Annotated in this window: 17 protein-coding genes; 8 read left to right on the top strand and 9 right to left on the bottom strand. The window is 64.4% G+C overall.

Annotation, left to right across the window (positions count from 1 at the left end):
• Window positions 1-59: 59 nt before the first annotated feature.
• The 3 genes from P3T18_RS36165 to P3T18_RS36155 all read right to left on the bottom strand — a co-directional run bounded on the left by P3T18_RS36165 (window position 60) and on the right by P3T18_RS36155 (window position 2,898).
• Window positions 60-362, bottom strand: coding sequence for a DUF4148 domain-containing protein (locus tag P3T18_RS36165; protein WP_429304745.1), 303 nt, complete (start codon window positions 360-362; stop codon window positions 60-62).
• 209 nt (window positions 363-571) lie between these two features.
• Window positions 572-1,651, bottom strand: a complete 1,080-nt coding sequence (locus P3T18_RS36160; RefSeq protein ID WP_429304744.1) for an aldose epimerase family protein — start codon at window positions 1,649-1,651, stop codon at window positions 572-574.
• A gap of 29 nt (window positions 1,652-1,680) precedes the next feature.
• Window positions 1,681-2,898: a XylR family transcriptional regulator gene (locus P3T18_RS36155; protein WP_429304743.1), complete on the bottom strand. Its 1,218-nt coding sequence runs from the start codon at window positions 2,896-2,898 to the stop codon at window positions 1,681-1,683.
• Between the two features lie 236 nt (window positions 2,899-3,134).
• Here P3T18_RS36155 and xylA point away from each other — a divergent pair, with 236 nt between their 5' ends.
• The 6 genes from xylA (at window position 3,135) to P3T18_RS36125 (ending at window position 11,669) form a co-directional block, all read left to right on the top strand.
• On the top strand, window positions 3,135-4,457 hold the full coding sequence (xylA, locus tag P3T18_RS36150) for a xylose isomerase (RefSeq protein ID WP_429304742.1): 1,323 nt from the start codon (window positions 3,135-3,137) through the stop codon (window positions 4,455-4,457).
• A gap of 188 nt (window positions 4,458-4,645) precedes the next feature.
• Complete coding sequence (gene xylF / locus P3T18_RS36145) at window positions 4,646-5,674, top strand: D-xylose ABC transporter substrate-binding protein (RefSeq protein ID WP_429304741.1); 1,029 nt, start codon at window positions 4,646-4,648, stop codon at window positions 5,672-5,674.
• Between the two features lie 88 nt (window positions 5,675-5,762).
• A complete protein-coding gene (xylG, locus tag P3T18_RS36140) occupies window positions 5,763-7,331 on the top strand; it encodes a D-xylose ABC transporter ATP-binding protein (RefSeq protein WP_429304740.1) in 1,569 nt (522 codons plus the stop codon).
• Window positions 7,328-8,527: a sugar ABC transporter permease gene (locus P3T18_RS36135; RefSeq protein WP_429304739.1), complete on the top strand. Its 1,200-nt coding sequence runs from the start codon at window positions 7,328-7,330 to the stop codon at window positions 8,525-8,527. Before xylG ends, P3T18_RS36135 begins: the two co-directional genes overlap by 4 nt.
• 387 nt (window positions 8,528-8,914) lie before the next feature.
• The gene (locus P3T18_RS36130; RefSeq protein WP_429304738.1) at window positions 8,915-11,185 is read left to right on the top strand and encodes a molybdopterin cofactor-binding domain-containing protein; all 2,271 of its coding nucleotides are present in this window, start codon (window positions 8,915-8,917) and stop codon (window positions 11,183-11,185) included.
• Between the two features lie 25 nt (window positions 11,186-11,210).
• Entirely contained in the window at window positions 11,211-11,669 is a 459-nt protein-coding gene (locus P3T18_RS36125) for a (2Fe-2S)-binding protein (RefSeq protein ID WP_429304737.1), read from the top strand.
• A gap of 259 nt (window positions 11,670-11,928) precedes the next feature.
• Here P3T18_RS36125 and P3T18_RS36120 read toward each other — a convergent pair whose 3' ends face one another.
• The 5 genes from P3T18_RS36120 to P3T18_RS36100 all read right to left on the bottom strand — a co-directional run bounded on the left by P3T18_RS36120 (window position 11,929) and on the right by P3T18_RS36100 (window position 17,389).
• Window positions 11,929-13,458, bottom strand: coding sequence for an efflux transporter outer membrane subunit (locus P3T18_RS36120; RefSeq protein ID WP_429304736.1), 1,530 nt, complete (start codon window positions 13,456-13,458; stop codon window positions 11,929-11,931).
• Window positions 13,455-14,477 (bottom strand): efflux RND transporter periplasmic adaptor subunit, encoded by a 1,023-nt coding sequence (locus P3T18_RS36115; RefSeq protein WP_429304735.1) that lies wholly within the window; start codon window positions 14,475-14,477, stop codon window positions 13,455-13,457. Before P3T18_RS36115 ends, P3T18_RS36120 begins: the two co-directional genes overlap by 4 nt.
• Window positions 14,474-14,683, bottom strand: coding sequence for a DUF1656 domain-containing protein (locus P3T18_RS36110; protein WP_408497895.1), 210 nt, complete (start codon window positions 14,681-14,683; stop codon window positions 14,474-14,476). Before P3T18_RS36110 ends, P3T18_RS36115 begins: the two co-directional genes overlap by 4 nt.
• 114 nt (window positions 14,684-14,797) lie before the next feature.
• Entirely contained in the window at window positions 14,798-16,900 is a 2,103-nt protein-coding gene (locus P3T18_RS36105) for an FUSC family protein (RefSeq protein ID WP_429304734.1), read from the bottom strand.
• A gap of 6 nt (window positions 16,901-16,906) precedes the next feature.
• Entirely contained in the window at window positions 16,907-17,389 is a 483-nt protein-coding gene (locus tag P3T18_RS36100; RefSeq protein ID WP_429304733.1) for a MarR family winged helix-turn-helix transcriptional regulator, read from the bottom strand.
• A 263-nt stretch (window positions 17,390-17,652) separates the two neighbouring features.
• Here P3T18_RS36100 and P3T18_RS36095 point away from each other — a divergent pair, with 263 nt between their 5' ends.
• Complete coding sequence (locus P3T18_RS36095; RefSeq protein ID WP_429304732.1) at window positions 17,653-18,024, top strand: phosphonate transporter; 372 nt, start codon at window positions 17,653-17,655, stop codon at window positions 18,022-18,024.
• Complete coding sequence (locus tag P3T18_RS36090) at window positions 18,021-19,295, top strand: sensor domain-containing diguanylate cyclase (protein WP_429304731.1); 1,275 nt, start codon at window positions 18,021-18,023, stop codon at window positions 19,293-19,295. The genes P3T18_RS36095 and P3T18_RS36090 overlap by 4 nt, the downstream gene beginning before the upstream one ends.
• 24 nt (window positions 19,296-19,319) lie before the next feature.
• On the opposite strand, the gene P3T18_RS36085 is transcribed toward P3T18_RS36090, so the two are convergent.
• A complete protein-coding gene (locus P3T18_RS36085; RefSeq protein ID WP_429304730.1) occupies window positions 19,320-22,568 on the bottom strand; it encodes a PAS domain S-box protein in 3,249 nt (1,082 codons plus the stop codon).
• Window positions 22,569-22,624 lie beyond the last annotated feature (56 nt).

Below are 22,624 nucleotides of genomic sequence, written 5' to 3'. Positions count from 1 at the left end.
CTGCACGCAAAAACGGCGCGGCGTTTTACGTCCGCGCCGCTATCGGCGTGACGCCGGGCTTACTGGTTTGCGGCCGGCGTATTGGAGCCCGTTTGCGAAGAACCATTTGCCGCCGGACCGTAACCAGTCGTGTCGGCCTGAGCGGTGGCGCTATTTTGCGCAGCGACGCGTGCCTCGGCGGCCTGGATATCGGCGGGGTAGGTGGAGTCGACGGCGCGTGCCGGGTTGTAGCCCGCTGCCTCGATCTGACTCAATTGCGCTTTCACTTCCGCGCGGGTCAGCGGCTGTTCCGATTGCGCGAACGACGCAACAGGTGCGGCGAGAATGACAGCCAACGCAACTGCCTGGATAAGTGATTTCATGATGCTTCCCTCCGAGAATTTTTGTAAGGCGCCGATGAGCCATGTCTGCCATCCGTGGCAGTGACGCGCGCACGACGCGCACGGCAACCAATGGTCTGATTCTAGGAACGGGCCTACTCAGGGGAAACACCTAATCGGGTAATTCAGTCTTGCAGAAAACAGTAAGTCGGAATTGTAAGGACACCGGCGTTTGTCGACGAGTTGAGCGCTTACACGCTGCTGCGCACATCGACGCGATACTGCGTCACCTGCTGGTAGACGCCGCCGGCGCGCACGATCACCTGTTCCTGGTCGGCCATATTCACTTCGTTCGGAAAGCCGCCCGCTTCGAGACATAAACCGGCGTGCGTTCGATACGCAACGCCGTTGCGTCCCACGTCGCCATTCAGAAAGTTGCCGCTATAGAACTGTAAGCCGCGTTGGTCTGTCGATACCGTGAGTTCGCGGCCGCTGCCGGGATCGTAGGCGCAGGCCACGCGCCGCACCTGCCCGGCGCTTTGCGCGCTCTCGCTGCTATCGCGCAGCACGTAGCAGTGATCGAAGCCGCCGGCCACCGCGAGTTGCGCATGCGGCCAGTCGAGCCGCGCGCCGATCGGCGCGCTTTGCCGGAAGTCGAAGGCGTTGCCCGCCACGTCGGCGAGGTTGCAGGGAATCATCGTGGCATCGACTTCGAAGAACCGGTCGGCGTCGATCGACAGCATGTGACCGCGAATGTCGGTGTTCGGTTGGCCGGTCAGGTTGAAATACGGATGACTCGTCAGATTGAGCGGCGTCGCCGCGTCGGTGACGGCTTCGTAGGCGATGGTCAGCGTGCCGTCGTCGTCGAGCGTGTAGCGCACTTGCGTCGTCACGTTGCCGGGAAATCCGGCGTCGCCTTCGGGCGACTCCAGTCGCATGACGAGCGCGCCGTTGTCTTCGCTCGCGTCCCACAGCGCGCGATGAAACCCGGTCGTGCCGCCGTGCAGCAGGTTGGTGCCTTCGTTGCGGTCGAGCGTGTAGTCGATACCGTCGAGCGTGAAGCGCGCGTCGGCAATCCGGTTGGCCCAGCGTCCTACGAGGCCGCCCATGTAGGTGGTGGCCGCAGCGTAGTCGGCGGGCGTGTCATGACCGAGCAGAATGTCGCCGAGACGGCCGGCCCGGTCCGGCGCATGCCACGACACCAGCGTCGCACCGAGGTCGCTGATGGCGACTTTCATGCCGTGCGTATTGCGCAGCGTGAAGAGCCGGACGGGATCGCCGCCGGGCAGCGTGCCCCACGGTTCGGAGGAAAGCGGTGCGATGCTGATCATGTGGTGGGCGGCAAAAAGTAGTGGCGTGTTCAGCCCGGTGTGGCTGTCGAACTGGCGCGCTCCTGATACTCGCGCGGCGTACAGCCGAGTTCGCGGCGAAATACCGCGTACATGTATTGCAAGGACGTGAAGCCGCAGCGGATCGCAACTTCCGCGCTGGAGGCGTCGCGTTTGGCCAGCAGTGCTTTTGCCACGTCCAGTTTATGGCGCAGGATTTCCTGGTGCACCGTGCATTGTCTCTCGCGCCGGAAGTATTCTTCGAGCGAAGAACGCGACACGCCCACGTAATCCGCCACCTGTTCGGTGCGGATGCCCTGACAGGCGTACTGCCGGATGAAATGCCGCGCTCGCATGACATACGGGCTCGCGAGCGGCTGATGGCGCGTCGATTCCAGTACGTTGATGCCGACCGGCGGCACGCGAATGCGCCGCCCTGGAAAGCGTGCGCCGTGCAGCATCTGGTGCAACAGGTGAGCGGCGGTGCGGCCCATTTCCTCGGTGCCCTGAATGACCGAAGACAGCGGAATGCGGGTGAGCGTGCGAGTAAGCGGATCGTTGTCGATGCCGATGATCGCCACTTCTTCCGGCACCGGAATGCCGGCGATCAGGCAAGCCTGCAGAAGGTGGCGCGCGCGGGCGTCGGTCACGGCGATAATGCCGACCGGTTTCGGCAACTGACGCAGCCACGCCGTGAGTTGTTCGGTTGCCTGATTCCACGAGGGCGCACTGGTGGAGAGCCCGCGATAAATCTCACTGCGGGTCTGTTCGGCGCTGTGACCGTCTGCCTCGCGCAGATGCGCAAAGGCGAGTTCGCGCTGCTGCGCCCAGCGATTTTCCTGCGCCTGCGGCAGACTGTAGAGCGCGAAATGTTCGAGGCCCGCGCCGATCAGATGCGTGTAGGCGAGCGAAACGAGTTTGGCGTTGTCGGTGGCGATATAGGGTAAGTCCGGAGGATAGTGCGCCGGGTCTTCGAACGACGAGCCCACCGCCACCACCGGCAGCGCGCAGTCACGCAATGCTTCGCCCACGGCGGGGTCGTCGAAGTCGGCGATGATGCCGTCGCCGTCGAACCGCTCGATGCCCGTGAGACGGCAGCGAAAGTCTTCTTCGAGAAAGAGATCCCACGCCACGCGAGTGGACAGCAGGTAGTTGCCGATACCGGTGATGATCTCGCGGTCGTACACCTTGTTCGCGTTGAACAGCAGCGCGATCCGATGGGTCGTCTGAGGTGATTGCGGTCGGGTCATGGGTAGGGTCGACGTAATGTCCTGTTCTGGCGCGGCACCGTTTTTAAGCGTCTGGTTATTCTAGGCCTCGAATCTCGCGCTGGTGTTAAACAAAATGCGCGGGCGGTAAGAAACATCAAGCAGGCTGCGCAATTTCGCAATTGCCGAGGCAACTCGCACGCGGCAGCATGGCGTCACCTTGTCGACCGGTGCGGTCCGTCGCACGGTTGCAGTGCAACATACAACAGGAGACGCCGATGTCCTACTTCGAACACATTCCCGAGATCCGCTATGAAGGCCCGCAATCGGATAATCCGCTTGCGTATCGACATTACGACAAAAGCCGGCGAGTACTCGGGAAAACACTCGAAGAGCATCTGCGAATTGCCGTGTGTTACTGGCATACGTTCGTGTGGCCCGGCGTGGACATCTTCGGTCAGGGCACGTTTCGCCGCCCGTGGCAGCAGGCCGGCGACGCCATGGAGCGGGCGCAACAGAAGGCCGACGCCGCTTTCGAATTCTTTAGCAAGCTCGGCACGCCGTACTACACGTTCCACGATACCGACGTGGCGCCCGAAGGTTCGAGCCTCAAGGAGTACAGCGAAAACTTCACGCGTATTGCGGCCTACCTCGCGCGCAAGCAGCAGGACAGTGGCATCAAACTGCTTTGGGGTACGGCCAATCTGTTTTCGCATCCACGTTATGCGGCCGGCGCGGCAACCAGTCCGGACCCCGAAGTATTTGCCTTTGCCGCCACCCAGGTTCGCCACGCGCTCGACGCCACGTTGCAACTCGGCGGCGAGAACTACGTGCTGTGGGGCGGACGCGAAGGCTACGACACCTTGCTCAATACCGACCTCGTGCGCGAGCGCGATCAGCTCGCGCGATTCCTGCATATGGTGGTAGATCATGCGCATAAGATCGGTTTCAAAGGCGCGCTGCTGATCGAGCCGAAACCGCAGGAGCCCACCAAGCATCAATACGATTACGATGTCGCGAGCGTGCACGGCTTCCTGCTGCAATACGGGCTCGAAAAAGAAATACGCGTGAACATCGAGGCCAATCACGCCACGCTCGCCGGACACTCGTTTCATCACGAGATCGCGACGGCGTACGCGCTGGGTATTTTCGGCAGTGTCGATGCGAACCGGGGCGATCCGCAAAACGGTTGGGATACGGACCAGTTTCCGAATAGCGTCGAAGAACTCACACTGGCCTTCTACGAAATTCTCAAACACGGCGGCTTCAAGACGGGCGGCATGAACTTCGATTCGAAAGTGCGTCGTCAGAGCGTCGATCCGGAAGATCTTTTTTACGGCCATATCGGCGCCATCGACAATCTCGCGCTCGCTGTCGAACGCGCGGCCGTGCTGATCGAAAACGACCGCCTCGAGCAATTCAAACGCCAGCGCTACGCGGGTTGGGACGCCGATCTCGGCCGCAAGATTCTCTCGGGCGATTATTCGCTCTCGACGCTGGCCGCGGATGCCGTCACGCGCGGCGTCAATCCGCAGCATGCAAGCGGTCAGCAGGAGCGGATGGAGAACATCGTCAATCAGGCGATTTATAGCCAGCGCTGAACGTGTCTGGCAGCAGTTGCAATATCAGAAGGAAAAGAAGCAGGCAGAAACAAGAAGGCAAAAAAATCGCGCGGCCACGCTGACCGCGCGAACACAAAGAAGCTTTGGGTTGTCGCTTGTCCGGTTTCGCGGCTCGCAGCGCGGACCGCCCAATCCGGTATTCCGGCTATCAGAAGAAGGAGAGAGACATGAAGTTCGCAACGCGTCGTACCGTTCTGAGTTCGCTCGTCTGCACAGCGATGCTCGCCAGTCTGTCGCTTGTCGCGCCGCTCGCGCACGCAAGCAAGGATCACCCCGAAATTGGTTTCTGTATCGACGACCTGCGTGTCGAGCGCTGGTCGCGTGACCGCGATTATTTCGTCGCCGCGGCGGAAAAACTCGGCGCGAAAGTCTCGGTGCAATCGGCCGACGCGAGCGAAGAGCGGCAGATTTCGCAAATCGAAAACCTGATCTCGCGCGGCGTCGACGTGATCGTGATCGTGCCGTTCAATTCGAAGACGCTCGGCAATGTCGTGGCGGAAGCGAAAAAGGCAGGCATCAAGGTCGTTTCGTATGACCGCCTGATTCTCGACGCCGACGTCGATGCGTATATCTCTTTCGATAACGAGAAGGTAGGCGAATTGCAGGCGCAAGGCGTTTTCAATGCGCAGCCGAAGGGCAATTACTTCCTGCTCGGTGGCGCGCCGACCGACAACAACGCCAAGATGCTGCGTGAAGGCCAGCTCAAGGTGCTCAAGCCCGCCATCGACAAAGGCGACATCAAACTGGTCGGCCAGCAGTGGGTGCCGGAATGGAGCGCGTCCACGGCGCTGCGTATCGTAGAAGACGCGCTGACGGCGAACAACAACAAGATCGATGCCATCGTGGCGTCGAACGACGGCACTGCCGGCGGCGCGATTCAGGCGCTTGCAGCGCAGCATATGGCGGGCAAAGTGCCGGTGTCCGGGCAGGACGCCGACCTCGCCGCCGTCAAGCGCGTGATTGCCGGCACGCAGACCATGACCGTCTACAAGCCGCTCAAGCTGATCGCGGGTGAGGCGGCCAAGCTCTCCGTTGCGCTTGCGAAGGGCGAGAAGCCCGCCTATAACGCGCAATACGACAATGGCAGAAAGAAAGTCGATACCGTGCTGCTGCAACCCACCTTGCTGACGAAGAGCAATGTGGATGTGGTGGTCAAGGATGGCTTCTACACGCAGGCCCAGCTCGCGAGCCAATGAGCGTAACGTGCGCGCGGTGCGCGCCGGTTCGTCCGCGTGACGTGGGACGAACCGGTGTTGCCGCGCGCCATGCAGCGAGGCATAGCGCATGACGCAACCCCTACTGACGATGCGCGGCATCGTCAAAGCGTTTTCCGGCGTAAAAGCACTCGACGGCATCGACCTTACCGTTGCGCCCGGCGAGTGTGTCGGCCTGTGCGGTGAAAACGGCGCGGGCAAATCCACGCTGATGAAAGTGCTCTCCGGTGTCTATCCGCATGGCACGTGGGACGGCGAAATCACGTGGGAAGGCGAGCCGCTGAAAGCCGCGAGCGTGCGGGACACCGAGCGCGCCGGCATCATCATCATTCACCAGGAACTGATGCTGGTGCCGCAGCTTTCGGTGGCGGAGAACATTTTTCTCGGCAACGAAATCACGCTGCCCGGTGGCCGCATGAATTACGCCGCGATGTATCAACGCGCCGATGAACTGCTGCGCGAGCTCGGCATCAGCGGCATCAATGCCGCGCAGCCGGTGATGAACTACGGTGGCGGTCATCAGCAGCTGATCGAAATTGCCAAGGCGCTCAACAAGCGCGCCAAGCTGTTGATACTCGACGAGCCTTCTTCGTCGCTCACGGCATCCGAGATTCGCATTCTGCTCGACATCGTGCGGGATCTGAAACGGCGCGGCGTGGCCTGCGTGTATATCTCGCACAAGCTCGACGAAGTGGAAGCCGTGTGCGACACCATCAGCGTGATTCGCGACGGCCGTCACGTGGCGACCGAGCCGATGCATGCACTCACCACCAACCGCATCATCTCGCTGATGGTGGGTCGCGAAATCAAGAACCTCTTTCCGCGCGAACCGCATCCGATCGGCGACGTGATCTTCGAAGCGCGGCACGTGACCTGTTTCGACGTCACCAATTCGCGCCGCAAGCGCGTCGACGACGTGTCGTTCACTTTGCGGCGCGGCGAGATTCTCGGCGTGGCCGGTCTGGTCGGAGCGGGGCGCACGGAGTTGATGCAGGCGATTTTCGGCGCCTATCCGGGCGTGAGCGAAGCGAGCGTGGTGATGGAAGGCAAACCGCTGAAAATCCGCGCGCCCGTCGACGCGATTCGCGCCGGTATCGGCATGGTGCCGGAAGACCGCAAGCGCGACGGCATTGTGCCGGGCCTGAGCGTCGGCCATAACATCACGCTGGCGGTATTACAGCGCTTCGCTGCGGGCGGCCGCATCGATTCCGCCGCGGAACTCGACACCATTCACACCGAAATGAAACGGCTCTCGGTGCGCGCCGCGCATCCCATGCTGCCGATCGCCAGCCTCTCCGGCGGCAATCAGCAAAAAGCCGTGCTGACGCGCATGCTGCTGACCAACCCGAAAGTGCTGATCCTCGACGAGCCGACGCGCGGCGTCGATGTCGGTGCGAAATTCGAAATTTACAAGCTGATTTTCCAGCTCGCGCAACGCGGCATGTCGATCGTGATGGTGTCGTCGGAATTGCCGGAAGTACTCGGCATCAGCGATCGAGTACTGGTGATCGGCGAAGGCGAATTGCGCGGCGATTTCATCAACGAAGGCCTGACGCAGGAAGACATTCTCAGCGCCGCGATTCGCGCCGTGCCGCGAACGCCGAACTCAACCGTCTCTACCGCAGCGAGTGCCGCATGACTCCCGACGTTACTTCCCGACCCACCGAGGCCGCCGCTTCGCGCGGCGCATTCGGCGGTCCGCAACGACTCCAGCAACTGTTCGCGCGCTACAAGATTCTCGCGCTGCTGATTGCCGTGGCGGCTATCTGGCTGTTCTTCTCCACGCTCACGCACGGTGCCTTCGTGACGCCGCGCAATCTGTCGAATCTGCTGCGGCAGATGTCGATCACCGGCATGCTCGCGTGCGGCATGGTGTTCGTCATCATCGCGGGTGAAATCGATCTGTCGGTCGGCTCGCTGCTCGGATTGCTGGGTGGCGTGGCGGCGATTCTCGACGTCAACCGGCACTGGCCGATCGGCGTCACGGTGCCGGTGGTGATGGTGCTCGGCGTGCTGGTCGGCATGTTCAACGGCTGGTGGTCGACGTATCGGCGCGTGCCGTCGTTTATCGTGGGACTCGGCGGCATGCTCGCGTATCGCGGCATTCTGCTCGGCGTGACGGGCGGCTCCACGATCGCGCCGGTGTCTGATGGTTTCGTGTTCGTCGGACAAGGCTATTTGCCGCGACTCGCGGGCGACACGCTCGCCGTGGTGCTGTTCGTCGTGCTGGCCTTTCTGACCTTGCGGCAACGGCGCAACCGCGAGCGTTACCAGTTGTCGGTCGTGCCCATATGGCAGGACGTGGTGAAGGTGGTCGGCGCGGGCGTGATTCTCGCCGCCTTCGTGGCCACGCTCGACCGCTACGGCGGCATTCCGGTGCCCGTGCTGCTATTGCTGGCGCTGCTCGGCATCTTCACGTGGATCGCCACGCAAACCGTGTTCGGACGGCGCATCTATGCCGTGGGCTCGAATCTCGAAGCCACCCGGCTCTCGGGTGTGAACACCAATCGCGTAAAGCTCGCAATTTTCGCGCTGATGGGGCTCATGTGCGCATTCGGCGGCATCGTGAACACGGCGCGGCTGGCGGCGGGTTCGCCGTCGGCGGGATCGATGGGCGAACTCGACGCGATCGCGGCGTGCTTCATCGGCGGCACGTCGATGCGCGGCGGCTCGGGCACGGTCTACGGCGCGCTGATCGGCGCGCTGGTGATGGCGAGCCTCGACAACGGCATGTCGATGCTCGACGTCGACGCGTACTGGCAGATGATCGTGAAGGGCGGCATTCTGGTGCTCGCCGTGTGGATCGACGTGGTGTCGGGCTCCAACAAGCGTTGAACGACAACCAGGCGGCGCGACGTGCGCCGTCTGTGTTTCGAAGCAAATCAGGCGAATTTACGCGGCGCTGCCGCATCGTCTCCATCGGCCTACGCAGTCGAGCCGGCAAGATTGGTGTCCCGCCGAAGCGCCTCGCGCCTCGCGCCAGGTGCAGCGCAGCGTGCGCTGCATCATCCCATGACATTTAATGAAACGGCACACGGCTTGCCGGCGCGGCCGCGCGCCCGCTGCGCGTGGCTTTGAACCGTGCGTTTAAGTCGGGCCGCCGCTCGCGCGTCTTAGTTGTGTTCCACAGCGAAAGTTCGACGCCCGTGCTCCGAAGCATGCTGCCTGCGCCGGCGCACCGGCTCCTTATTCCGTCGTCGCGCACGCTCTTCGAGTCATGACATGGTCAAGCGCAGAACCTTTCTGCTCGGCGGTGCCGGCGCCTTCGGCGCGTTGCTGGTCGGCTGGTCGGTGTTGCCGCCCGCGCAGCGTCTGACGGCCGCGATGCCCTTGCCCGTGGAAGGCACGCAGGTACCGCTCAACGGTTGGGTCAAGATATCCGCCGACAATCGCGTGACGATCATGATGAGCAAGGCGGAAATGGGCCAGGGCATCCACACCGGCCTCGCCATGCTGCTCGCCGAAGAACTCGACGCCGACTGGTCGCAGGTTCGCGTCGAGAATTCGCCGATCGACAAGATCTATAACAGCGTGCAGAACATCATCGACGATCTGCCGTTTCGCCCCGACGATGACAGCGAACTCAAGCGCGCGGTGGTGTGGATGACGCGCAAGCTGGTGCGCGAAGCGGGCACGATGATGACGGGCGGGTCGTCCAGCATCAACGATCTCTGGACGCCGATGCGTGAAGCGGGCGCGTCGGCGCGCGCCATGCTGATCGGCGCGGCCGCTGCGCAATGGAAAGTGCCGCCTGACGAGTGCCGCACGCAAGGCGGCTTCGTGCGGCATGCGTCGGGCCATCGGGCGAGCTATGGCGAACTGTCGGCGCAGGCCGCGCAGCAGGCGCTGCCGCGCAAGATCGCGCTGAAGAATCCCGCCGACTTCACACTGATCGGCAAGCCGCTACGGCGCATCGAGGCGGCGTCGAAAATCAACGGCACGGCGCGGTTCGGCATCGACGCGCTGCCCGACGAACTGCTCTACGCCAGCGTCGTGATGTGCCCGACTCTGAGCGGCACGGTCGCGCATTTCGACGCGTCGAAGACAATCGGCATGCCCGGCGTCGTCAAGGCGTTTGCGGTTGCGCCGTATAGCGGCGGATCCGGTGGCGTCGCGGTGATTGCCAGCAATCCGTTTCGCGCGATGAACGCGGTCAACGCGATCCAGGTGACGTGGAACGAAGGCGGCGCCGCGAACCTGTCGAGCGCCGACGTGCTGAACCAGTTGGCGAGCGCGCTCGATCACGGCGACGGTCACGCGTACTACCATGCAGGCGATGTCGAAGCCGCGATGCGTGGCGCCGCGCGCGTGATCGACGCGGAATATCGCGCGCCGTATCTCGCGCATGGCGCGGTCGAGCCGGTGAACTGCACCGTGCAGGTCGCGGACGGCGCGGCCACCGTGTGGGTCTCCACGCAGATGCCGGCGCTCGCGCGGCAACACGTCGCCAAAGTGCTCGACATCGACGCCGACAAGGTCGACATCCAGTCGCAACTGCTCGGCGGCGCATTCGGGCGCAGGCTCGAACTCGATTTCATCGCGCAGGCAGCGGCGATTGCGCGCGAGGGCGGCGGACGTCCGGTGCAAACCGTCTGGTCGCGCGCGCAGGATTTCACGCACGACTTCTACCGGCCCGCCTGCGTGTCGCGTCTGAAAGCCGGGCTCGACAAGAACGGCAGACTGATCGCGTGGCGCAGCACGTCGGCGAGTCAGGCCATCGTGCCGGAATCGTTGTCGCGTTACTACGGCGTGCCGCGCATTCCGATCGACAAAACTACGTGCGAAGGCGCGTTCGATCAACCGTACGAATGGCCCGCCGCGCGCGTGGCGCACGAGATCGTCGATTTGCCGGTGCCGATCGGTTTCTGGCGCTCGGTCGGGCATTCGCATCAGGCCTTTTTCACCGAGAGTTTCACCGACGAAATCGCTGCCGCCGTCGGGCAGGACCCGGTTGCGTTTCGTGCCGCGCTGCTCGCGCGGCATCCCCGGCATCTGGCCGTATTGCGTCGCGTGGCGGATTTGTCGGCGTGGGGACGACCGCCTGGCCGCGCCGCCGACGGTGCGCCGACAGCGCGCGGCGTGGCGCTGCACGAGGCGTTCGGCAGCGTGGTCGCGCAGGTGGCGGAGGTCTCGCTCGGGCCGGCCAGGCAGATTCGCGTGCATCGCGTGGTCTGCGTGATCGACTGCGGTTTGCCGGTGAATCCGAACCTGATCCGTCAGCAGATGGAGAGCGGCATCGTGTTCGGACTCTCCACTGCCTTGCAGGACGAAATCACGATTGTCGGCGGCAAGGTGCAGCAGCAGAACTTCCTCAACTTTCCCGTGGTGCGAATGAACGATTGCCCGGTGATCGACACCGACATCATGCCGAGTCAGCTGCATCCACAAGGCGTGGGAGAACCCGGCGTGCCGCCGGTTGCGCCCGCTATCGCCAACGCGGTGTTCGCGCTGACCGGTCAGCGTTTGCGTTCGTTGCCGTTGAAGCTGGCCTGACGCGAGTCATCGAGAAGGAGGACGTATGGGATCGCTGAATATCAATGGCCGCGCCGTGGCGGTGCAAGCCGAGCCAGACATGCCGCTGCTCTGGGTGCTGCGTTGCGACCTCGGCATGACGGGCACCAAGTTCGGCTGCGGCGTGGGCATCTGCGGGGCCTGCACGATCCATCTGGACGGTAAGGCGGGACTCGCCTGCCAGACGCTCATGTCGAGCCTGCATGCGCAGAAAATCACCACGATAGAAGGCGTGCAGGGCCCCGAAGCGCAGGCGTTGAAAGCGGCGTGGATCGATCTCGATGTCGTGCAGTGCGGCTACTGCCAGAGCGCTCAACTGATGGCCGCGTGCGCGTTGCTCAAACAGCATCCGGACCCCACCGACGCCGATATCGACGCGGCCATGAGCAACATCGTGTGCCGTTGCGGCACCTATCCGCGAGTGCGGGCGGCAATTCATCAGGCGGCGAAGCGGCGGCACGCGTAAAGCGTCATGCGCACGCACCGGCCGCCTGGCGTTCACTTCACTTCAGTTCGCCAGCGTTTCCACGACGGCGACGACCATCGTAAAGACGCCGATACAGCCGCCCAATGCAGCGAAACTCTTCATGAATTGCGACATACATGCCCCGTAACGTGTGGTGTAGATGGGCTGTATTTAACACGAACTGAAAGCTAAAAGAAAGCTTCTCAATAATAGCGATTTACCCGCAGCGGCAATCGCTCATGGCGCGTCCACCGTGCATTCACTGCGCTTTGACGGCGGTTGTGGGCACGACTGCCGGCACCACCTTCGGCGCAGACGCTCCGGCCGCGGAATCCGCGCTCGCCGCCTGCGGATCCATTTCCCAACCACCGCCCAGTGCGAGGAACAGGTTCACCTGATCGATCGCGACCTGACCTTCGGCGGCGGCGACCTGTGAACGTGTCGAGGTGAGCGTACGCGTGGCGTCCAGGTCGGAGATGAACGACTCGCGTCCGGCCTGATAGAGCTGGTGCGTTTCGTTGGCCGATTCGGTGGCCGATTTCAGCGCGGCGTGCAGCGCGTCGGCGCGGGCGTAGTCGGAGGAATAGGTGGCGAGATTGGTTTCGGTTTCGCGCAACGCGGTCAGCACCACGCCGTCGAATTTGGCGAGCGCCACCTGGCTTGAAGCCGCCGCTTCGCGCACACGTCCGCGCGCGCCGTTGGCCGGGAAGGTCCAGCTGATCAGCGGACCGAAACCCCAGCGGGCGGTCGGCGAGGTGCCGAGGTCTTCGAGGATACCGGTCAGGCCCGCCGACGCGCCGATGCTCACGGTCGGATAGAGCGCGCCGGTCGCGACGCCGATGCGTGCCGTCGAAGCCGCCAGCTGACGCTCGGCTTCGCGCACGTCGGGACGGCGCTTGAGCAGCGCGGCGCCATCGCCGACCGGAATCGGCTGACGAATTTGCGGCAGCCGCTTGCAGGCCAGCACGGCGGGCGGCAGATCGGACGGCGCGCGCGCCAGCAGCGCGGCAAGCCGGTATTGCGCGATCTTGCGACGCGCCGTGTAACGCGGAATATCCGCCGACAACGTATCGACCTGGGTTTGTCCGCGCGTCACGTCGGGCTGATTGCCGCGCCCCGCGTCACGCAGACGCCGCGATACGTCCACGCGCTGCTTCTGCAAGGCGAGCGACTGCTGCGCGATCTCGAGTTCTTCCGCCGCCGAACATTGCTCGACGTAGGAGCGCACCACGTCCGCGACCACGGTGATGCGCGCGAGGTCGCCGGCGGCCTGCACGGCTTCGGTGTCGGCTTGCGCCGCTTCCACGCCGCGCCGAAGTTTGCCGAACAGATCGATCTCGTAGTTGATGCTGATGCCGATGTCGCCTTCGTTGGCAACCGGCAACTTGCTGAACAGCAGATATTGTTCGGCCGACTCCTGCGCGCGTTCGAACGCGGCGGACGTCTTGCCGGAAAAGCCGCCCTGCGCCTGCGCCACGCCGAGCGCTTCACGCGAGCGCGCGAGGTTCGCGGCCGCGACGCGCAAGTCGGTATTCGATTGCAGCGCCTCGTCCACGAGACCGTTCAGCACGGGATCGTCGTAGAGTTTCCACCACACGGCGGGCACGTTCCGGCGCGTGGTCAGCGTCGTATCGGCGCCTTCGATGGGCGCGTTGGCGAGCGGCGCATTGACCAGCGCCTGCTGCGGCAACGAATAATTCGGGCCGACGTTCATGCAGCCGTCGAGCGCCGCGACCAGCGGCAATAGCGGCAGCAACGACAATAAGGGCAGGGCGCGCGACAGCTTCATTGCGAGGCGCCCGACGTGACAGCGGCCGATGCCGGATGCGCGATGGACGCCGTCGGCGCGGTCGGCGCCACGGGAACCGGTGCGACTTCGGACGCGCTCGAACTCGCCACGGCGCCCGACGCGCCCGCCGCCTTGAGCGGCTTGCCGGTCGGCGACAGATCGCGCACCGAGACGGTGGCGGTACGTCCCGCGATCAGACGGAAGTCGGCGGGAATTTCGTCGAGCGCAACGCGAACCGGAATCCGTTGCGCGAGACGCACCCAGCTGAACGCCGGATTCACGTTCGGCAGCAGGTTCGCGCCCTGCGTGCGGTCGCGGTCTTCGATAGCGGCGACGATGCTCTGCACGTGACCGCGCAGCACGCCGGGCTCGCCCATCACGTTGATATCGACCGGCTGGCCGATGTCGATGCCGCGCATCTTGGTTTCCTCGAAATAGCCATCCACGCGGAACGAATGCAGATCGACCACCGCCAGCACCGCACGGCCGGACGACGCGAATTCGCCGACGCGCGGCGCGCGGTCGTTCAGATAACCGTCTACCGGACTATGAATCGTGGAGCGCTGCAGATTGAGACGCGCCGTGTCGATCGCGACGTTCGCGTCGGCGAGTGCGGCTTCGCCCTGCTCGACTCGCGAGCGGCTTTCTTCCGAGATTTCGGCCGCGACCAGGTTGCCGAGCTTGCGGTTGCGGGCGTCTTCGCGGCGCGCCTGATCGAGCGTGGCGCGGCGTTGCTGCGCGGTGGCCTGCGCCTGACGCAGCGCGAGTTCGTAGCGGGCTTCGTCGATCTTGAACAGCACCTGGCCTTGCTTGACCTGCTGGTTGTCCGCGACTTCGACCGACGAGATGAGTCCGGAGACGTCCGGCGCGACCTGGATGATGTCGGCCCGCACGTGACCGTCGCGCGTCCAGGGCGCGAACATGTAGTAGCCGACCAGTTTCCACAGCACGAAGGCCGCGATCACGACGACGATCAGGGTCAGCAGAATCTGACCGACGGAGAACCAGGTTTTTTTCACGTTATTAGTCTGTGCGAAACGACGACGACAAGGCCCAGCACCAGCACATAAATGCCGAGATCGAAAATGGAACGGTGCCAGACGAAGCGGTAAAAACCGACGCGGCCGAGCACCGTGCGGATCGCGAGGTTGATCAGATAGGCGATCAGCATCAGGACCAGCACGGCCGGCACGAACACGCCGAAGATATCGATTTCACCGATCATCGCGGAGAGTAGAAAAGGACAGGAAAACGGTGACGCCACGCGGGCGCCGAAGCGGCGCCGCGGTAGCGACGAGGTGCTTACGCCGGCAGGGGCAGGAGCGGCGAAAGGTTTGCATTACGCAGCGGCCTCCGGTTCGGGCGGCGTCGGTGTCGTGAGCGTGGCCGGAAACAGCGAAAGACGCAAGCCGACCAGCGCATGCAGCGCTTCGCGCAGATGCCGCGCGGACGTTTGCGAAGTCGGGCCGGGCGTGCCGGCATTGGCGAGACCTTGCGCGTTGACGCGCGCCACGGCGGCGTCGATCGATGCCATCAGGCTGTCCGGCACCGGCTGACGCGCGCGCCGCTCGACACAGCTTTCGAAATACTGACGCACGTGGTCGAGCACCTGATCGATCGCGACCGGCGCTTCGCCACCGAGCTTGCGGGTCAGACGGCGCAGGTCGAGCGCGTTGAAGGCGATGCGCAGATCGCGGAAGCTTTCGATCGACGGATGGCGATTGTCGTCGGTGGCGGCGAGGCGCGGAATCAGTTGCATCAGACGGTCGAGCATGCGCGCGGCGAGATTGCGCGGATCTTCGATCGGGCGTGTCGACGCGGTGAGCGCGACGTCGGCCCAACTCGAACGCAACAGCCGCGAGGCCGCGAGTTCGGCGCCGAACGGCCGTGTGACGCGCGTCCACAGATAGGCGTAGAGCAGACCCGCCAGACCGGCGATGTTGCTGTTCAGGAAGATCAGGAAGTCCGCCGAGTAAGCATCCTGAATGCTGATGAAGGTCGCCGTGTTGACCGCCACCAGCACCGTGACCATGTTGAATTGCGGACGCGGAATCAGCGTGCCGACCAGAATGAACGGCGCGGCGAACAGCACCACCAGCATCGGGAAGTCGTGCACGTGCGGCAGCACGGCGAACAGATAGATGCCGGCCGCCACCACGCTGACCGCCGTCGCGAGAAAGAACTTGAAAACGAATGGCGCGGGTTCGTCGAGCGCCGCGAAGAAGCAGCAGGCCACCGCGGCCAGCGTCACCGCGCTCGCGCCGTCGGCCCAGCCGGAACTGATCCACAGTGCGCAGGCCAGCACCACGGCCGCGCCCGCCGAGACAGTCGAGAACAGCATGATGCCGCGATCGAAGAAGCGGTCGGTGCCGCCCAGGCGCCAGTGACGGAAGCGCGGCCGCCACGAACCGTCTTCGCGCGTGATGATGATGCGCAGCGAACGGCAGTCCTGCCACACGTCGATCACCTGTTTCATACGCCATAAAGCGTTCGACAGCAGCGCGCCTTCCCACGTGACCACCGCGGCCGGCGGCGGTTGCATCGTGGCGATTCGCGCGCGCAGGGCGTCGGCGGCGAGATCGGGTTGATCGCCCTTGCTGGCGGCCGGCAGCGGCGCGTTGAACCACTTGATGACGTCGTTGAGCAGCGCCTCGAGGTCTTCCGGCCAGCTTTGCCGTCCGCTGTTGTAGAGCGCGAGCAGCGGATCGGCGAGCGACGACATGATCGGCAGGAACAGTTGCATGCGTCCGCGCAACTCGTAGCTGCGGGCGAGCACGTCGGGCCGCGTGTGATCGTAGGAAAGCTGGCTCAGCAGCAGTTCCAGGCCGTTGACGGTGGCCGCGAGCCGCTGGCGCGCGCTGGAAATGGCCGAGCCGGCGATGCGCCCGGACAGCGTTTCGCTTGCGTAGAAAGCGGCGTCGCGAAACCAGGCGTCGGTGCGTTCGATGATGGTGGGCGCGAGCCGGCTCGGAAACAGCGAACTGCCGACGATGCTCGCGCAGGTGATGCCGAGCAGGATTTCTTCGGTGCGGCTGATCGCGAGGTCGAACACGCCGTCGGGGTTGGTCACCGAAGGCAGCGCGATGATCGGCATGGTGTAGGCCGCGAGCATGAACACGTAGCTGCGCGCGGTGCGGTCGGCGACGGCGAGGTAGAGCAGCGTGCCGGTCCATAGCGCGACCACCACGCTGAACAGATACGGCGACTCGACGAACGGCGGCACCAGCAGCACCGCGGCCGACGCGCCGAGCGCCGTGCCCAGCGCGCGATACAGCGCCTTGGAACGGGTCGCGCCGACGAACGGATTCGACACGATGTAGACCGTCGCCATGGCCCAATAGGGGCGCGGCAATTCGAGCGCGAGACCGATATACAGCGCGATCATCGCCGCAGCGAAAGTCTTGACCGAGAACAGCCAGTCGCGAAGAGTGGGATAGACCATAAACCTTTATGCCGGATCGCGCGGGGCGGCCTGACCTGACGGCGGATCGTCGCGCTCGCCGGCGTCCGCGGTGAAAGCGGCCAGTACGCGCAGCGTCGCTTCGAGGTCGCTGCGCGAGATGCCTTTGAGTGCCTGGGCGCGCAGCGTCACGAGTTCTTCTTCCATCTTTGCGGTGACGGCGCGGCCTTCTTCGGTCAGCACCACGGTTTTGGCGCGGCGGTCTTCGGGATCTTCGTCGCGGCGCATCAGACCGGCCGCGCAGAGCTGATCGAGCAGACGCACGAGCGACGGCCCTTCGATGCCGACGTGATCGGCCAGCGTCACCTGACGCACCGCGGCGCCGAGGCGGCTGGCGGTGAGCAGCGGCGTGGCGCACGCTTCGGAGACGTTGAAGGTCGCAAGCACGCCATGACTCGTGCGCCGCCATTTTCTGGCGGCGACGACCAAAGTACTGCTGACGGTGCGGCGCAGGGCATCGAGATTCGACATGGCCGCCATTGTATGGCCTAAATATTCGTTAGCAAACTATTGAATTTGAATTTTTTATGAAGAAACCGAGTGCACTCCCTGGAGCGTGTCGGCGGGTGAGTCATCTAAAATCAGACGAAACGATGCCGTTAACCATGCTGTTAGCCGGTGGACGATTTAGCGCTCGTGTCTGCAAAACAGCGGCGAGACAGCGGATCGTGCGCCGGCCAGCCGGTTGTGCGCGCATCGGGTTCGCAAGCTGGCGCAATCAACGGGAAGCCAACGTGATTCATGAATTCGACAGTGTGTCGTTCGCGACACTCCATGCCGCCGACCAGCCCACGCTCGACGCGTTGCCGTTCGGCGTGATCGGTTTCGACGCCGAGGGTCTCGTCACCGTGTACAACGCGTTCGAATCGGCGGGCGCGGGTTTGCGGGCAGCCAATGTGGTCGGCCGCCATCTGTTCGTGGAAGTCGCGCCGTGCATGAACAACTTCATGGTGGCGCAGCGTTTCGAAGACGAACCCCGGCTCGACGCCACGCTGCCCTACGTGCTGACCTTGCGCATGCGGCCGACGCCGGTGCGCTTGCGTCTGCTGCAAGCGGAGGCGGGCGCGACCCGCTTCGTGCTGGTCGACCGGCAAGGCGCGCAGTGAAGTCCGCCAGCGAAGCCGACGACGAACTTCAGGCGGAACACGAGGCGCTGCTCTCGTTCATGTACATGTCGCCGGTCGGGCTCGTGCGCAGCAACGCCGCGGGCACCATCGACATGATGAACCCGCTCGCCGCGCAATTGCTGATGCCGCTGGTCGGCGCGCACAGCATCGACAATATCTTCGACAGCCTGGCGTCGGTCGCGCCCGAGTTGCGTCATCTCGTGCAGCGCTTCACGGCCGAGCGCGGACCGGTGTGCGAGAACCATCACGTGTTCGTCACGCCGGCGCACGAGCGCGCCGTCGTGTTGTCGTGCTCGGTCTTCAAGATCGGCGCCGATCTGCTGATGACCGTGCTCACCGACATCTCGCGTCAGGTCGCGGCCGACCGGCGCGCGCGCCAGACCGAGTCGTGGCTCGCCGCGATCTACACGAACGTGAAGGACTTTTCGTTTTTCACGCTCGACCAGCATGGCCGCGTGGAAAGCTGGAACACCTCGGTCGAGCGCGTGACGGGTTACGGTGAAGAGGAAGCGCTGGGTCACACGTTGTCGCGTTTCTTCGCGCCGGGGCAATTTCCGCCGCATCGCTCGCCCGAGCATCTCGCCTTTGCGCGCGACCAGGGCTGGCATGTCGAAGAATGCTGGTGCGAAACGCGTGACGGCCAGCGCTACTGGGGGCAAATTCTGGTCGCGGTGCTGCGCGAAGAAGACGGCGTATTCAGCGGCTACTCGGTCGTGCTGCGCGATATCACCGAGCGCAAGATCACCGCCGACAATTTGAAACGTCTGCTGACCACCGATCACCTGACCGGCGCGTCGAGCCGCGCGCATTTCTTCGAAACCGCCGAAGCGGAAATTGCGCGGGCGCAGCGCAACGGCGAAGCGTTGTCGATCGTCATGCTCGACGCCGATCACTTCAAGCGCATCAACGACACGGCGGGCCACCCCGCCGGCGACGAGGTGCTCAAGCGGATCGTGAGCGAAGCACGGCAGACGCTGCGTCCGCAAGACATGCTGGCGCGACTGGGCGGCGAGGAGTTCGCGCTGCTGTTGAGCGGCATCGGCGCGGCGGCGGCGCGGCAGGTGGCCGAGCGTTTGCGCGTGGCGATCGAGGCGGCGCGCGTCGAGACATCGGCGGGCGAGGTGCGGGTGACGGTGAGCCTCGGTTGCGCCACGCTCGGCGAATCGTGCGCGAGCCTGCAGGCGTTGCTGAGCGCCGCCGACAAAGCGCTCTACGAAGCCAAAACGGCGGGACGCAACTGCGTGCGCTGATGCGTCCGGTCGCTCGATACGGCGTTAGCCGATCTGGCGCAACACCGCTTCGAGCGTCACCGTGTCGTAGGGTTTGCGCAGCAGCCAGCAGCCCGGCGGCGTCGGCACGTGATCCGCGCCCGTCGCGAACACCACCTTCAATTCGCGACGCGCGGCCCGCGCGTGTTCCGCCAGCACGTCGCCGGGCATGCCCGGCAATCCGACATCCGTAATGAGCAGATCGAACGGCAGCGTGTGCAGCAGTTGCAACGCGGCTTCGCCGTTGCCGGCCTCGTGAACGAGGTGTCCCATGTCGCGCAGCAATTCGCAGGTGGCGGCGCGAATCAGCGCGTCGTCGTCGACGAACAGAATGGACAGGCGGCGCGCAGGCGACTCGACACCCGGCACCAGCGGACGCGTCGCGCGATTGGCCGGCTGGCTGGCGCTGGTGGTCGGCGTGCCGCGCTGGCGTTCGTTGGCGAGCACATGGCGCACCTTGCGCGCCAGCGCTTCTCTCGTGTACGGCTTGCTCAACAGTTCGACACCGGCGTCGAGACGGCCGCCGTGCACGATCGAATTCTCCGTATAGCCCGAGGTGAACAGCACGGCGAGATTCGGCATCCGCTCGCGCGCCTTGCGCGCCAGTTCGGGACTGCGCAGCGCGCCGGGCATGACGACGTCGGTGAACAGCAGATCGATCGGCACACCGCTTTCGATGACGACGAGTGCGCTGCTCGCGTCGTTCGCTTTCAGCACGCGATAGCCGAGCTCCGTCAGCATGTCGACCACGGTGGTGCGCACCTGCTCGTCGTCTTCGACGACCAGAATCGTTTCCGCGCCACCGACCACCGGCGCCGATTCGGGCGGCGCGGCGAGTACTTCGCGATCGAGCGTGCGCGGCAGATACAGCTTGACCGTCGTGCCGTGGCCGGGCTCGCTGTAGGTTTTCATATGGCCGCCCGACTGCTTGACGAAGCCATACACCATCGACAAACCCAGCCCCGTGCCCTTGCCCTCGGGCTTGGTGGTGAAGAACGGTTCGTAGGCCTGCGCCAGCACGTCGGGCGTCATGCCGCAGCCGGTGTCGGTGACGGCGAGCAGCACGTACTGGCCCGCGTTCACTTCGACGTGCTCGCGCGCGTAGGCGTCGTCGAGATAGGCGTTGCCGACTTCGAGCGTAAGCTTGCCCGCGCCGTCCATGGCGTCGCGCGCGTTGATCGCCAGATTCAGGATCGCGTTTTCCACCTGGGTCGGGTCGACGAAGGTGTTCCACAAACCCGCCGACATGATGGTTTCGATTTCGATCGCCTCGCCGAGACTGCGGCGCAGCATGTCTTCCATGCCGGCGATCAGCCGGCCGATCATCACGGTTTTCGGTTCAAGCGCCTGACGGCGGCCGAACGCGAGCAACTGACTGGCGAGCCGGGCGCCCCGGCTCACGCCGGCAAGCGCGTTGGCGAGGCGCCGCTCGGCGCGCTCGCTGCCGGCCACGTCGGCGGCGAGCAGTTGCAGGTTGCCCGAAATCACTTGCAGCAGATTGTTGAAGTCGTGCGCGACGCCGCCGGTCAGCTTGCCGATCGTCTCCATCTTCTGCGCCTGCTGGAGCGCGAGTTCGGTGCGCCGCAAGGCGTCGGCGGCATCGCGGTCGGCGGTGATATCGCGTCCCACTGCGTGAATGAAGTGCTCGTCCGGCACGGCGGTCCACGAGAGCGTCACGTACGAACCGTCGCGGCGCCGGTAACGGTTGACGAACTTGTAGGTGCGCAGGCCTTCGCTCAGTTCGCCGACTTCCGCGAGCGTATCGACGCGGTCGTCGGGATGGACGAATTCGAGGAACGTCCGGCCGATCAGTTCGTTCTGTTCCCAGCCCAGCAGTTGCGTCCAGGCCGGATTGACCGCGACGATGATCGACTGGAAATCCGCGACGAGCATGATGTCGGTGGACAGCCGCCACATGCGGTCGCGGTCGGCGGTACTTTCGGCCACCTGCTGCTCGAGCGTGCGGTTCAGGCGTTCGAGCGCGCGCGCCGCCGACTTCTGATCTTCGATATCGGTGTGCGTGCCGATCCAGCGCAGCACCTGGCCGGCGTCGTCGCGGATCGGCAGGGCGCGCGAGATGTGCCAGCGGTACACGCCGTCGGTGCGGCGGATGCGGAACTCGCATTCGAAAGTCGAGCCTTGCGCGACCGAGCGCAGCCATTGCGATTCGGCGTGGGCCACGTCGTCGGGATGCACGAACGCGCTCCAGCTGTCGCCGTCCAGCGCGCCGTGGCGGGCGCCGCAGTATTCGTAGGCGCGGTCGTTGAACCAGTCGTGCCGGCCGTCGTGCAGCGCCGACCACACCTGGTTCGGAATGGCCTGTGCGAAGCCGCGAAACTTGGCTTCGCTGGCGAAAAGTTCGCGTTCGGCCAGCAGGCGGTCGGTGACGTCGGTGCCCTGGACGAAGATGCCCATCACGTCGCCGGCGGCATTGCGCACCGGTTGATAGACGAAGTCGAGATAGCGCAACTCCGGCGTCGCGTTCGGCTGACGGTTCAGCGTGACGCGTTGCGCCTCGCCGAAGAACGGCGTGCCGGTGCGGTAGACGTCGTCGAGCAGTTCGAAGAAGCCCTGGTCGATCAGTTCCGGCAGCGCCTCGCGCACGGTCCGGCCGATCAGACTGCGATTGCCCACCAGTTGCGCGTAGGCTGCATTGGCCATGTCGAACGTGTGTTCGGGACCGGTTAGCATCGACATGAAACCGGGCGCCTGTTCGAACATGCGCCGCAGGCGCTCGCTCTCGCCGCTCAGCCAGCGTTCCGCGCGCACCTTGGCGGTGGTTTCCACGACGATCGCGATGACCGCGACGGGCACGCCGCTCTCGTCGCGAATCGGCGAATAGTCCAGGTTCATCCACACCTGTTCGCCGACGCCGTTGCGATGCAGCGTGAGTTCCTGGTCCACGTAACGCAGCGTACGGCCGGCGAGGCCGACCTTCATCACGTTGTCGTTGAAGTCGGCCACTTCGGGCCAGCCTTCGCGCACGTTGGAGCCGAGCAGTTGCGGATGACGGCCGCCCGCGAACACCGAATAGGCGTCGTTGTAGAGCATCACGCCTTCCTCGCCCCACAGCGTGACGATCGGCACGGGCGATTGCAGGATCAGCGCGACCGTGCTGGTGAGCGTGCTCGACCAGGTGTCGATTGGTCCGATCGGCGAGCGCGACCAGTCGCGCCCGGCGATGATCTTGGCGACTTCGCCGCCGCCGGTCAGAAAGGCATGGCCGGACGGCGCACTCTTGGGCCTCTGATTCATATACGGTTATCGCTGTGGCAATGCCATCCTGCACTCCGCCGGAAGATTGCGGTGAT

The sequence above is a fragment of the Paraburkholderia sp. GAS199 genome (genome assembly GCF_050436585.1).
GTDB lineage: Bacteria > Pseudomonadota > Gammaproteobacteria > Burkholderiales > Burkholderiaceae > Paraburkholderia.
Note: the sequence above shows the minus strand (reverse complement) of the source record. Positions and strands in the feature narration are given on the sequence as shown.